Source organism: Wolbachia endosymbiont (group A) of Clivina fossor (assembly GCF_964026865.1).
Taxonomy (GTDB): domain Bacteria; phylum Pseudomonadota; class Alphaproteobacteria; order Rickettsiales; family Anaplasmataceae; genus Wolbachia.
Genome location: NZ_OZ034707.1, coordinates 1,754,819 through 1,766,692 on the forward strand (window position 1 = coordinate 1,754,819; position 11,874 = coordinate 1,766,692).

The following is an 11,874-nucleotide window of genomic DNA, read 5'->3' on the forward strand; positions in this document are numbered from 1 at the left end:
ATAATTCTGGAGCACTGATAACATATAAATTCATAAGAGGTAATACCCTTAAGACGCTAACTATGGATTAGAAAAATAGTAAGAGAGGAGGGGAAAAGAGGGTAAACTCCAGTATTTTAGCGATAATAGGAGGTTACCCAATGAATAAGAATATAACAGAATTGTTCTGTTTTGTAGATGATTATTGTAAAACAATAGATGAAAATTTTGCAAACATACTATTGTCAAGTGGTAAAAAACCTACCAGAGTACCAGAAATAAAGTATTCTGAAATTATCACAATAATTCTACTTATCATGAATACTCCAAATACTATTGGTAGCAAAAAAAATAAGCAACTACGTGTAATGAATAATTTAAATCCAGCAATGTGAAAAATCACTCCTACAAGAATTAAATAGACTAAAGAAGTTCCCATAATAGTAATACCAATTCTCAATAATAATGAGACAAATGAAAAAGAGTGCTTTCCGCCTATAACTGGAGGTTTAAGTGAATTTATCGTATATTCTATTTGTCTTCCCAATAACGAAGTTTGGTATAAGACTGTCAATAATATATGCTATAACACGCCTAGTTATTTCCACGCAGTTTAAATTTAAGTGGCATTTTTCAGGTCTGTAATCTATTACTACTGTTTTTGCAATTTTATCGTGGAAGAACTGCTTGCGTTTATCAAATACTGCAAATATTAAAACCAAGACTGGTAACATTAAAAACCACTCAGAAATACAGAAAGGTGCCAACAAAAGCATCTTAAGAGTGCTTCTTATCACTACTTGCATTAAAGCAATATTTTCAAGTGTATTTGCATCTTTTATGTATATGCCACATAACAACTTTCCTGGAGTCCAGCCAAGTTTTGCTATCATTAATGTTTCCAATACTATAAGCAGTAATATTCCTAATACTCCTTCTTGCACTAAAAAGTCTGTATCAGTATAACTGAAGACAACATTAACAAGTTCAGTAAAGGTCTCACCTGATGATATGGACAAAATGAATAGAAAAAAGACAGGAAATATTATTTGATCAACTATAAACGCTATAACACGTTTATTAATTCCCGCATAGTTATCCATTTTTGTACCCAACACGATTGCCTAATACCAAACTTCGTTATTGGGAAGACAAATAGAATATACGATAAATTCACTTAAACCTCCAGTTATAGGCGGAAAGCACTCTTTTTCATTTGTCTCATTATTATTGAGAATTGGTATAACATATCAGACTAGCAATTAAATAATAAAAATTGTTTGTTTGCTGCTCCTTGTCTTCTCTTGCTTTCAACCGAGCAACTGGGTAAGTTGATCTATTTCATTTATTGGCACAAGTTTAACTTTTGCGTGTCTGCTGACCTGTATAACCCCTTAGCTGTTTGAGAGAGTTCACAGAAATACTGTACATTTTAAAAAAAATCACTCTGAAGCGTGCTTAATTTCAATAGCATCCACCCCATTCTGCTAATAAATCTACTTCGTGTCCCGTTCGGTCACGCCAAAAATATAGATTAGCAGGTAACCCCTGATTGAGGCGCCTCTTGAAAATCTCCAAAACAATCAAATTTTCAAACAGAGCTCCTTTAAGGTAGTGTGTTTCTAGTTGATTCTCCTTTTCAAGGCCAAGGAGCGTACAAGCAAGACCAGTGTCATAGAAGTATAACTTTGGCATCTTGATTAAACGCTTGTTGAAACTTTGGTGAAATGGTTGAAGAAAAAATATTAGGTAACTAGCTTCCAAAATATTCAGCCATTGTCGCACGGTTGTATGAGAAATGCCACAATCTTGAGCAAAAGATGATAAATTAAGCTACTCGACCTGTTGAGGAAGGTTTGCAATATTCTCAATATTTTTAAGTTGTCGAACATCTCGCTCAATGTAGGTTTGGATATAACTAGCCAGTGGGTGCATGTTAAGGCTATGTAACCCAGGGTATTCTACCTTTAAAATAGCTGAATTAACATTTATAGGAATCAGATAAACTGATACCAATTCCTAAAAATAAATAGACGAATAAAGAAAAATTTCTAAAATAGAATAATTTAAGAATTAGTGGGGAGTTATGGCAGGAAAAAGTAAAGCAATAGGAGAAGAATTATATAATAAGTGTAACCTGGAATTAAAGAAGCACGGCATAAGAGGAGAGATAGGAAGAAGATTACAGGCAATAATATCTGCAAAAGAATATGGAATAACAAAAGTTGCTCAAATATACCGAATTACTAGAACTACATTGATGAAGTGGATTACAAGATTTAAGGAAGGAGGAGTCAATGCGTTTAAAATACAACCAGGACGTGGAGTAAAGCCGAAGTTGAGCTACAAGCAGCAAGAAGAAATTAAAAATGTCATAGCAGAAGAAGGAGCCAACCTAACGGCTAAGAAATTAAAAATCATAATTGAGAAAATGTTTTCTATTGAGGTAAGTAAGTCTACAGCACATAGACTGATGCAAAAGTTAGGTTTTTCGTATATTACTCCAAGGCCTGTGCACAATAAACAGGATAAAAATAAACAAGAAGAGTTTAAAAAAAAATCTTAATGAAACTATTGTCACGTATCCCGAAAAAGAGCTATTTTTCTTCGATGAGTCGCGGTTTGGCACACATTCAAAGATTGGACACGGGTGGTTTAAAAAAGGCATTAGGACACAGGTTAAGGTAAAATTAGGTAGGCAAAACTTTTATCTCTATAGTGCAGTTAATCCTAGAAATGGAGAGAGTTCTAGCTTATTCGTACCAAACGTCAATACTGATTGTATGAATATATTCCTTGAGCAGATGTCACAATATTTAGGAACAAGGGAGGCATTTCTTGTTGTGGATTGTGCAGGATGGCATAGATCCAAAGGTTTAAAAATACCACAAAATATTACCTTAATCTATTTACCTCCATATTCACCAGAGTTAAATCCAGTAGAGCGTTTATGGCAATATTTGAAAGACAATCTCATTAAAAATAGAATATATGACTCTGTTAGTTTATTGGAGGATACTGTATGTGCATTCATTCGTAATATTACGGAAAGTTCGATCAAAACCATTTGTTCTGTGAGTTATTTGCCTACTTATTTATGAGATTTGGTATAACATTGTCGGAGGAGTGTTAAGTTCAACAATGCATTTATATTAACCTCTGCATATCTAATACCAACTTCGTTATTGGGAAGGCAAATATCACAAATTCGCTCAAATCCCCATCTATAGGCAAAAAGGCGCTCTTTTTAATTTGTTTCATTACCATTGAGATTTATGAGTAATTTATACAATAGAGATTATATAGCCCTCCTTCCTTTCTTTATTGAAAAATTAAAAATCCTGTACACTGGGTGTAGTAAAGGTTATTTCTATTTTCCATGACGCACATCGTCGCTATGGTTGTTTTGCCACTGCCACCTTTTTGACCACCGACAACTATTCCCTACTTTAATTCTATTCCGATATTTAGAGTCAAGATATTTTAGTATTTTGATACTTTAGTACTTTAATATTTTGATACTTTAGTACTTTAATATTTTGATATTTTGATATTTTAGTGTTTTGATACTTTAATGTTTCAGTATTTTGATATCACAAACACTTAAATAAGAAAAAGTCTGCCATACAGATTTGCTTACACTAAGACTTACCCTTTTATTCAAATTCTAAAGGGTATTACAGATGTTTTCTGAATAAAGCTATTAATTTACCTAATTACAAACAACGCTATAAAAACCTTTTAAAACGCTTTAAATGGCCACCGTGTTTCTATTACACTTAAACCTCAAAGTATGTCTGCAAACTTACAAACGAGCTAATTAATGAGGCATGAATTGTTCACTAACTCATGTGCACAAAATTTCTTGGCGTGAGTTCTTAGATTTTATTAGCAGCCATCTCATCCATTAGGCGTTTCTTCTCTTGTTCATATGCTAGTAATCTTCTTCCGACCAACTAAGCTTGTTCATCTCTTCATATGCTCGTTTTATTATTACATTGCTACCAACTATTTTATCCAGGTCCTCTTCCCTTGTTTCTGCTGCGTATCGAAAAAAATAACACCATTTCTCAACTATGTTTTCTAGTTGATCCTCTTTTGTTTTTGGAAATTTTGGTAGTTCTATGAAAGTAAAACTAAAGTCATTCAGGTAATGTTTGCAAGTAACCTTACCTAGAATAGCATGATCTGACTTGTACTCATTCTTGTTTGGAAAAATAATACAATCAGCAACAGTTATAAAGATAACTTTCTTGAGTTTATGATACTCTTGATCTACTTTATCTATATCTATTTGGTTTACGTAAGTTTTAGCAGCATAATATTGGGCACATTTCTCAAAACCTTTGGTCTTAGTGAATGCCATTTTAACAATATAACTGGAACCTTGAGAGTCCTCACAAAGAACATCAAAAATGCCCTGCTCTTTAGCGGCAATCTCAAAATCCAAAATGGCAGCTAAAAATTGAACATTCTGGATAGTAGCCAAACCAGTAAAGCCTAAAATATCATTGAGAAAATGAATGAGGATGTCTTTATTCCTCTCAGTACCGAATATTCTCTTGAAAGCGCAATCGGTTCGTGCATCAAGAAATTTTAACAAAGCCATAGTAAAAATGCCCGAAAAATATTAACGGTTATACACTACTTTCTACAAATAGAAATCTTATTTTTGCTACACAGTTATATTATGTATTCCTATACAGGCATCTTTCCTAATTCATTTTCTTTATTGAAAAATTAAAAAAAATGCTGTATAATTATTAGTAGACTTTGGTAAAACTTATGGCAAACGCTAGTATAGCTCTCAGTAAAGAAACTTCACAGCATCTTGCTGATTTAGCTAAACTTTCCAACCAGTCTGCTCAAGAGCTAGCAGAAAGGCTAATCAAAGAGGCAATTGAACTTGAAGAAGAAGATATTCTGTTATCTGCAGTTGCTAATGAGTATGACGTTGATGGTGCAGAAGAAATAGAAGATAGTGAAGACGTCTGGGAATAAACCATATACCATCAAATACCTCAAGCGTGTTCGTGAGGAGGATATACCATCCTTACCAGAGAATATAAAGACAGGAATCAAAAAAGCGATAAGAGAGCGACTTACAGTTGATCCAATAAAACTTGGTGAGCCGCTACATCATAGCTTAAAAGGACACAAAAGGCTAAGAGTTAGTAATTATCGCATTATATATCGCGTAAACACTGTAGAACACAAAGTAACCATCGTTGCAATAGGACACAGAGATACCATTTACGAGAAGGCTAGGAAGATACTTAGTAGGCATTAAATATATTTTTTACGTAATCACTTTTCCTGTGTCAATTAGAAGATATTCTATAAACATTAAATATATTTTATACACCACTCCTTCCTGATCCATTCTCCACCTTAGGTGGCTTCGCTCAGCTCAAAAAAAACTCATTTTTTTGGTACACCCCCCTATAAATTATATACTATTTTCTTTATTGAAAAATTTAGAAAGATGTTGTAAAATTGCTATAGTAGTAGACTTTGGTAAAACATATGGCAGATTCAGGCGTTAATATTAGTGAAAAAGTTTTAAAAGATCTTGCTCGTCTAGCTAAAGTAAAAAACCAATCAGTTCAAGAGCTAGCAGAGCAGTTTATACAAGAAGCAATTGAAAATGAAGAAGATATGGCGATAGCCAAACTCGCTGTTCAACGCGACACTCGAAATGCAAAATTCATTAGGCATGAAGACATCAACTGGTGATAATTACTTAATCTGTTATGAGGAAAATGTAGTTCACAAAGATATTCCAAACCTTCCTAAGACAATATGGTCAAGGATAAAAGAAATTGTAAAAGAGCGCCTTACGCTTTCCCCTGAGAAGTCAGGGGATCCCTTGCTTGGTGAATTCAAAGGATACCGTAGAATACGAACAGGTGATTACCGCTTGATCTATCGAGTAATTAAATCAGAACGTATAGTAATAATTACTGCAATAGAGCATAGAGAATACATTTACGGAGATTAAAACATTCTATAAACATATATATATTTTTTACGTAACCACTTTTCCTGTTTCAATTAGAAGATATTCTATAAACATTAAATATATTTTATACACCACTCCTTCCTGATCCATTCTCTACCTTAGGTGGCTTTGCTCAGCTCAAAAAAAGCTCATTTTTTTGGTTACCCCCCTATAAATTATATACTATATTATATTTTATATATAATATAGTATATAATTAGGGGAGAGGCGACGAAAACAAGATTTAGAGTTTGAGGAGCCTCCGGTTTAAGGTAGAGAATGGATCAGGAAGGAGGGCTCAGGGTCGATGGACGTTGATGAAGATATAAAATTAGTTGTTTAAGTGATAAACTACTTAATTCCAGAGAGATCAACTATGTTTTTGTAGGAAGTTCAGCAAGCCTTGTTTTTTTGTGCAAAACCCTGTTTTCAAATCATAATGTTCGTGTAAGTGTTGCCATCTTTAACCTTTTCTTGCATATTGAAACTATAAAATTCAATTTATGTACTTACGCTCTATAACCCCAGTCTTAGAAGGATTTTCTAACTGCTTTGGGCATTACAGAGTCTGGTAAAACAACTATTACAAAACATGCACGTATCTTTAGAAAATCTAGTTTTCATAGGGCATTTCTAGCTAAAGGGCGCTATTTTTGATCCTGAGATATCTTCAAGAACCTGCAAAGTGTACTAACAGGGTCTTAAAATTTTTCTCTATTTCAGGGCGCATAGGCATACTACCTCTAATACCAAATCTCATAAATAAGTAGGCAAATAACTCACAGAACAAATGGTTTTGATCGAACTTTCCGTAATATTACGAATGAATGCACATACAGTATCCTCCAATAAACTAACAGAGTCATATATTCTATTTTTAATGAGATTGTCTTTCAAATATTGCCATAAACGCTCTACTGGATTTAACTCTGGTGAATATGGAGGTAAATAGATTAAGGTAATATTTTGTGGTATTTTTAAACCTTTGGATCTATGCCATCCTGCACAATCCACAACAAGAAATGCCTCCCTTGTTCCTAAATATTGTGACATCTGCTCAAGGAATATATTCATACAATCAGTATTGACGTTTGGTACGAATAAGCTAGAACTCTCTCCATTTCTAGGATTAACTGCACTATAGAGATAAAAGTTTTGCCTACCTAATTTTACCTTAACCTGTGTCCTAATGCCTTTTTTAAACCACCCGTGTCCAATCTTTGAATGTGTGCCAAACCGCGACTCATCGAAGAAAAATAGCTCTTTTTCGGGATACGTGACAATAGTTTCATTAAGATTTTTTTTTAAACTCTTCTTGTTTATTTTTATCCTGTTTATTGTGCACAGGCCTTGGAGTAATATACGAAAAACCTAACTTTTGCATCAGTCTATGTGCTGTAGACTTACTTACCTCAATAGAAAACATTTTCTCAATTATGATTTTTAATTTCTTAGCCGTTAGGTTGGCTCCTTCTTCTGCTATGACATTTTTAATTTCTTCTTGCTGCTTGTAGCTCAACTTCGGCTTTACTCCACGTCCTGGTTGTATTTTAAACGCATTGACTCCTCCTTCCTTAAATCTTGTAATCCACTTCATCAATGTAGTTCTAGTAATTCGGTATATTTGAGCAACTTTTGTTATTCCATATTCTTTTGCAGATATTATTGCCTGTAATCTTCTTCCTATCTCTCCTCTTATGCCGTGCTTCTTTAATTCCAGGTTACACTTATTATATAATTCTTCTCCTATTGCTTTACTTTTTCCTGCCATAACTCCCCACTAATTCTTAAATTATTCTATTTTAGAAATTTTTCTTTATTCGTCTATTTATTTTTAGGAATTGGTATTACATATTATTTCTCTAAGGCTTTAATGTACTCTTCTGCAGCTTTGATTATGATACGAGTGATTTTATCTTCTGTTTTAAAGGCTGTTTCTCTTAGTTTCTTATATAAACTAAGTGGTATTTTTGCCGTTATTAGTCGTCGTGGTTCCTCCATTTCTTTAACAAAACTCTTTTGATCCTCATTTGTATAACTTACAGCAGAATCACTAGGTATCTCATTAAATTCACCTTCTGGAAATGTAGGTTTTTTTCTTCTTTTTTTAGGCTGTAACTCGGGCATTTAAGACCTCCTTATAAATAGATTTGATTTCCTCAGATGCCTTTAAATCTGCTGGTTTATATTCAACAGTTGCCATACCTTCGTTAGAGGCTCGTCGTACCGCAATTCGTTCACTTAAAAAATTATCGAATCTTGTTAGGTTGTCAAAATCACTTAAAAAATCATCACATTCTTCGATTTCTTTTTTAGCTGTGACTGGGTTGGTATTAACTTTATTAAGTAGTACTTTTGCGTTAAAGTTTTTCTTGCATCTTTGAGCACCGGCAACTAAATCGCTAAGAGTTTCAATTGTCCACATATCAAATCCAGATGGAACCATGGGAAATATAGCTAGGTCAGCTAATGACAAAGCAGCTCTCAATACTTGATTATTAGCACCACCTACATCAACAACAACCTCTTGATGTTCGGACCGTAAAGCTTGTAGTTGATTTATTATTACTATACCAACATCAATTGTTCGCTTACCTAATACCTCTCGACTAATGCTAATTCCCGGTAGACTTTGGTCCTCCCTTCGTCTTGATACCCATAAGGTAGCTGTCCTTTGCGGATCAATATCATAGAGAAGGACATTTCTATTTTCCATGACGCGCATCGTCGCTATATTCGTGGCTATAGTTGTTTTGCCGCTACCCCCTTTTTGACCACCGACAACTATTATCATATCCCCTACATTAATTGATATAGCCTATTATGATATTCCGATATTTAGAGTCAAGATATTTTAGTATTTTGATACTTAGATACTTTAGTATTTTGATATTTAAATATTTTGATGTTTGAATACTTTAATATTTAGATATTTTGATACTTAGATACTTTAATGTCTTAGAACCTGTACATGATCTCAAGAAAGGAATAAACTAAGAGATAATGTATATAAGTTAGGATATATGAGGAGTTTATACCCAAGTGATATAAGTTGGGAAAGATTTGAGATTATATTACCAGATCTAGAGTCCTGTAGAAAAAAAACAAAACCAAGAAAACTTGATTTGTATGATGTATTTTGTGGAGTATTATACGTTCTGAAAAGCGGTTGTCAGTGGAGAATGCTACCAAAAGAGTTTCCAAAATGGCGCAATTGTTACGACTATTTTAAGAAGTGGAGTGAAAAACCAGATGCAAATAAAGAAAGTGTTCTGGAGCTGGTGTTAAAAAAAAATAGTTGCGACAAAACAATGGTCGGAAAGAAAAAACCAGCTTCTGCATAATTGATGCACAGAGTGTAAAAAATGCAGATACTGCTGAAGAAAAAGGCTATGATGCAGGCAAAAAGATTTCAGGGCCATATTGCAGTAGATACGCAAGCATGCAATTTATGTAACAACAGCAGAGATAACTGACCGTAGCAGTGCTGTGAGAATGGTAGAAAATGCAAAAGAAAACCTCTCGGGAGTTAAAAATGTACTGGTTGATGCAGGCTATACGGGAGAGAATTTTGCAACTCAAATAAAAACGATTATTGGTGCAACCGTTGAAGTGATAAAAAGAAATGAATTACATTCCTTTGTTGTATTGCCCAAAAGATGGGTTGTGGAGCGATCTTTTGCTTGGTTAGAAAAATGTAGAAGATTGTGGAAAAATTGTGAGCGAAAACTCAATACTAGCCTACAAATGGTCGTTCTGGCTTTCACTGCCTTACTCCTGAAAAGATTATGAACAGGTTCTTATACCACACATACTAAAACAAGAAAAAGGTGCTCGAACGGAAACAGCGTCATTCTTCAACATCGCAGATATCGTCAGGACAAAAGATGGTTTCTCTTACATCACTTAGCTAATTTATCCAGCCTTTCTGGCTCAGCTACAGTTTTTTGCGTTTTAACTAAATGCTTACATACCAAGTTGCTTTTCCTTTTCCATGCTGAGTAATGTAATTACTCTTCACAAGATTAGATACATGCTTCTTTAAGGTATTGCGGTTTGCTTTAGTAATATTTTCTAAATCCTTCATTGTAAGACGTCCATGTTTGCTAAGCAAAACTAATATTTTGGCTGAAAGTGGTGGTAAATAAAGATTTAATACCTTTTCATGTGACACCTTTTGCTCAAGATGAGACTTTTGCTTTTGCAGTGATCTTAAAAAAAACATAAGCCATGGATTAAAATCATAGCCGCTCGTTTTCAAAGATTGTTGAGTACGACGCAAAGCTAAGTAATAACTCTCCTTGTTACTTTCAATTACACTTTCAAGAGAACTGTAAGGTACGTATGTATACCCTAACTTTAGCAACAAGAAAGTTGTAAGAATACGTGATAACCTTCCATTTCCATCTTGAAAGGGGTGGATGGCCAAAAAAGTAACTATAAAAATGCCAATAATTAATAGAGGGTGTGACGATTTCACTCCTAATTGCTGGCTAGTCCAATAAATAAGTTCTTGCATTTGTATCACCGTTTCAAATGGAGAAGCTGTTTCAAAAATTATGCCTAAGCTTTTTCCAGATTCATCAAACGCTTCAACATGATTGGGAAATTTCTTATATTCTCCCATGTGTCTTTGATCTTTATATGAAAATTGCAAAAGCCAGATATGAAACTGTTTTATGATGTTTTCTGTGAACGGCATAGTTTCAAAGTTTTGAAATACCTCCTCACACACATACGCATACCCAGCTATTTCTTGTTCATCCCGAGAACGAAATGAGCGTGTATCAAGTTTGGATAATAATTGTTCAACTTCACGGTCTGATAATTTTGCCCCTTCAATACGAGTAGAAGAACCAATACTTTCAATTGTTGCAATTTTTTTGAGCATTTGTAAACGTTCTGGAGCTAAATTACCAAATAATTGCCATGCTCCTTTAAATTCATCAATCTCAGCAACTAATTTTAGTATTTCAGGTGTTATTTCAATTTTTGAAATATCAAACATATCCGTATTCTTATCCAATTATACTCAATTATATTCGAAAATATCCTATTAGCAAACTCTTAAATTGTTGCTCTCTCATTAGTTTTTTGCATATACACAAAACTCTCTGGCTGGCTCAATTGCCACATCTTCCAGTAAAAAAGGCAAATTTCTTTTAAGAGCATACTTTAATCCAGATGTCTTCTCATACTTCTATTTAGAGTCAAGATATTTTAGTATTTTGATATTTTAGTATTTTAATATTCTGATACTTTACTATTTTAATACTTTAATGTTTTAGTATTTTGATATCACAAACACTTAAATAAGAAAAAGTCTGCCATACAGATTTGCTTACACTAAGACTTACCCTTTTATTCAAATTCTAAAGGGTATTACAGATATTTTCTGAATAAAGCTATTAATTTACCTAATTACAAACAACGCTATAAAAACCTTTTAAAACGCTTTAAATGGCCACCGTGTTTCTATTACACTTAAACCTCAAAGTATGTCTGCAAACTTACAAACGAGCTAATTAATGAGGCATGAATTGTTCACTAACTCATGTGCACAAAATTTCTTGGCGTGAGTTCTTAGATTTTATTAGCAGCCATCTCATCCATTAGGCGTTTCTTCTCTTGTTCATATGCTAGTAATTCTTCTTCCGACCAACTAAGCTTGTTCATCTCTTCATATGCTCGTTTTATTATTACATTGCTACCAACTATTTTATCCAGGTCCTCTTCCCTTGTTTCTGCTGCGTATCGAAAAAAATAACACCATTTCTCAACTATGTTTTCTAGTTGATCCTCTTTTGTTTTTGGAAATTTTGGTAGTTCTATGAAAGTAAAACTAAAGTCATTCAGGTAATGTTTGCAAGTAACCTTACCTACACGCCTACGAC

At 33.7% G+C, this 11,874-nt stretch carries 12 protein-coding genes and 4 pseudogenes; 8 read left to right on the forward strand and 8 right to left on the reverse strand.

Annotation, left to right across the window (positions count from 1 at the left end):
- Positions 1-140: 140 nt before the first annotated feature.
- Positions 141-308: pseudogene (locus AAGD99_RS08865) on the forward strand (IS982 family transposase); the annotation flags it as partial.
- 180 nt (positions 309-488) lie between these two features.
- Here AAGD99_RS08865 and AAGD99_RS08870 read toward each other — a convergent pair.
- Positions 489-1,082 (reverse strand): RDD family protein, encoded by a 594-nt coding sequence (locus AAGD99_RS08870; RefSeq protein ID WP_341823167.1) that lies wholly within the window; start codon positions 1,080-1,082, stop codon positions 489-491.
- Between the two features lie 40 nt (positions 1,083-1,122).
- Here AAGD99_RS08870 and AAGD99_RS08875 point away from each other — a divergent pair, with 40 nt between their 5' ends.
- Complete coding sequence (locus tag AAGD99_RS08875) at positions 1,123-1,245, forward strand: hypothetical protein (RefSeq protein WP_341823168.1); 123 nt, start codon at positions 1,123-1,125, stop codon at positions 1,243-1,245.
- A 198-nt stretch (positions 1,246-1,443) separates the two neighbouring features.
- On the opposite strand, the pseudogene AAGD99_RS08880 reads toward AAGD99_RS08875, so the two are convergent.
- A pseudogene (locus AAGD99_RS08880) lies at positions 1,444-1,800 on the reverse strand (DUF4143 domain-containing protein); the annotation flags it as partial.
- A 265-nt stretch (positions 1,801-2,065) separates the two neighbouring features.
- On the opposite strand from AAGD99_RS08880, the gene AAGD99_RS08885 reads away from it, so the two are divergent.
- A protein-coding gene (locus AAGD99_RS08885) for an IS630 family transposase (protein WP_341822214.1) occupies positions 2,066-3,080 on the forward strand; the annotation gives its coding sequence in 2 pieces (ribosomal slippage) (positions 2,066-2,530 and positions 2,532-3,080; 1,014 coding nt in all).
- A gap of 789 nt (positions 3,081-3,869) precedes the next feature.
- Here AAGD99_RS08885 and AAGD99_RS08890 read toward each other — a convergent pair.
- Positions 3,870-4,588, reverse strand: a pseudogene (locus tag AAGD99_RS08890) (Rpn family recombination-promoting nuclease/putative transposase); the annotation flags it as partial.
- A gap of 176 nt (positions 4,589-4,764) precedes the next feature.
- Between AAGD99_RS08890 and AAGD99_RS08895 the strand changes: the two are divergent.
- The 4 genes from AAGD99_RS08895 (at position 4,765) to AAGD99_RS08910 (ending at position 5,980) form a co-directional block, all read left to right on the forward strand.
- Positions 4,765-4,980, forward strand: coding sequence for a hypothetical protein (locus AAGD99_RS08895; protein WP_264735863.1), 216 nt, complete (start codon positions 4,765-4,767; stop codon positions 4,978-4,980).
- Positions 4,961-5,269: a type II toxin-antitoxin system RelE/ParE family toxin gene (locus AAGD99_RS08900; RefSeq protein ID WP_341823170.1), complete on the forward strand. Its 309-nt coding sequence runs from the start codon at positions 4,961-4,963 to the stop codon at positions 5,267-5,269. Before AAGD99_RS08895 ends, AAGD99_RS08900 begins: the two co-directional genes overlap by 20 nt.
- A 236-nt stretch (positions 5,270-5,505) precedes the next feature.
- Complete coding sequence (locus AAGD99_RS08905; protein WP_264735862.1) at positions 5,506-5,715, forward strand: DUF6290 family protein; 210 nt, start codon at positions 5,506-5,508, stop codon at positions 5,713-5,715.
- Positions 5,678-5,980, forward strand: a complete 303-nt coding sequence (locus tag AAGD99_RS08910) for a type II toxin-antitoxin system RelE family toxin (protein ID WP_264735861.1) — start codon at positions 5,678-5,680, stop codon at positions 5,978-5,980. The genes AAGD99_RS08905 and AAGD99_RS08910 overlap by 38 nt, the downstream gene beginning before the upstream one ends.
- 756 nt (positions 5,981-6,736) lie before the next feature.
- Here AAGD99_RS08910 and AAGD99_RS08915 read toward each other — a convergent pair.
- The 3 genes from AAGD99_RS08915 to AAGD99_RS08925 all read right to left on the reverse strand — a co-directional run bounded on the left by AAGD99_RS08915 (position 6,737) and on the right by AAGD99_RS08925 (position 8,774).
- Positions 6,737-7,751, reverse strand: a protein-coding gene (locus tag AAGD99_RS08915; RefSeq protein ID WP_341822214.1) for an IS630 family transposase whose coding sequence is annotated in 2 segments (ribosomal slippage) — positions 6,737-7,285 and positions 7,287-7,751 — 1,014 coding nt in all. Because the reading frame shifts where the segments join, the coding sequence is not laid out codon by codon here.
- Between the two features lie 83 nt (positions 7,752-7,834).
- Positions 7,835-8,107, reverse strand: a complete 273-nt coding sequence (locus AAGD99_RS08920) for a hypothetical protein (RefSeq protein WP_341823172.1) — start codon at positions 8,105-8,107, stop codon at positions 7,835-7,837.
- On the reverse strand, positions 8,088-8,774 hold the full coding sequence (locus AAGD99_RS08925; protein ID WP_341823173.1) for an AAA family ATPase: 687 nt from the start codon (positions 8,772-8,774) through the stop codon (positions 8,088-8,090). Before AAGD99_RS08925 ends, AAGD99_RS08920 begins: the two co-directional genes overlap by 20 nt.
- Positions 8,775-9,003: 229 nt before the next feature.
- On the opposite strand from AAGD99_RS08925, the pseudogene AAGD99_RS08930 reads away from it, so the two are divergent.
- Positions 9,004-9,772, forward strand: a pseudogene (locus AAGD99_RS08930) (IS5 family transposase).
- Positions 9,773-9,938: 166 nt separating this feature from the next.
- On the opposite strand, the gene AAGD99_RS08935 reads toward AAGD99_RS08930, so the two are convergent.
- Both AAGD99_RS08935 and AAGD99_RS08940 read right to left on the reverse strand, forming a co-directional pair.
- Entirely contained in the window at positions 9,939-10,988 is a 1,050-nt protein-coding gene (locus AAGD99_RS08935) for a Fic family protein (protein WP_341823174.1), read from the reverse strand.
- A gap of 575 nt (positions 10,989-11,563) precedes the next feature.
- Positions 11,564-11,874, reverse strand: a 311-nt coding sequence (locus AAGD99_RS08940; RefSeq protein WP_341823177.1) for a PD-(D/E)XK nuclease family transposase, incomplete at its 5' end; no start/stop codon positions are given.

Bases quoted from the DNA above. Each gene is read 5' to 3' on its own strand.
- AAGD99_RS08925 (WP_341823173.1), bottom strand. From the start codon at position 8,774: ATGATAATAGTTGTCGGTGGTCAAAAAGGGGGTAGCGGCAAAACAACT.
- AAGD99_RS08935 (WP_341823174.1), bottom strand. From the start codon at position 10,988: ATGTTTGATATTTCAAAAATTGAAATAACACCTGAAATACTAAAATTA.
- AAGD99_RS08895 (WP_264735863.1), top strand. From the start codon at position 4,765: ATGGCAAACGCTAGTATAGCTCTCAGTAAAGAAACTTCACAGCATCTT.
- AAGD99_RS08870 (WP_341823167.1), bottom strand. From the start codon at position 1,082: ATGGATAACTATGCGGGAATTAATAAACGTGTTATAGCGTTTATAGTT.
- AAGD99_RS08920 (WP_341823172.1), bottom strand. From the start codon at position 8,107: ATGCCCGAGTTACAGCCTAAAAAAAGAAGAAAAAAACCTACATTTCCA.
- AAGD99_RS08905 (WP_264735862.1), top strand. From the start codon at position 5,506: ATGGCAGATTCAGGCGTTAATATTAGTGAAAAAGTTTTAAAAGATCTT.
- AAGD99_RS08910 (WP_264735861.1), top strand. From the start codon at position 5,678: ATGCAAAATTCATTAGGCATGAAGACATCAACTGGTGATAATTACTTA.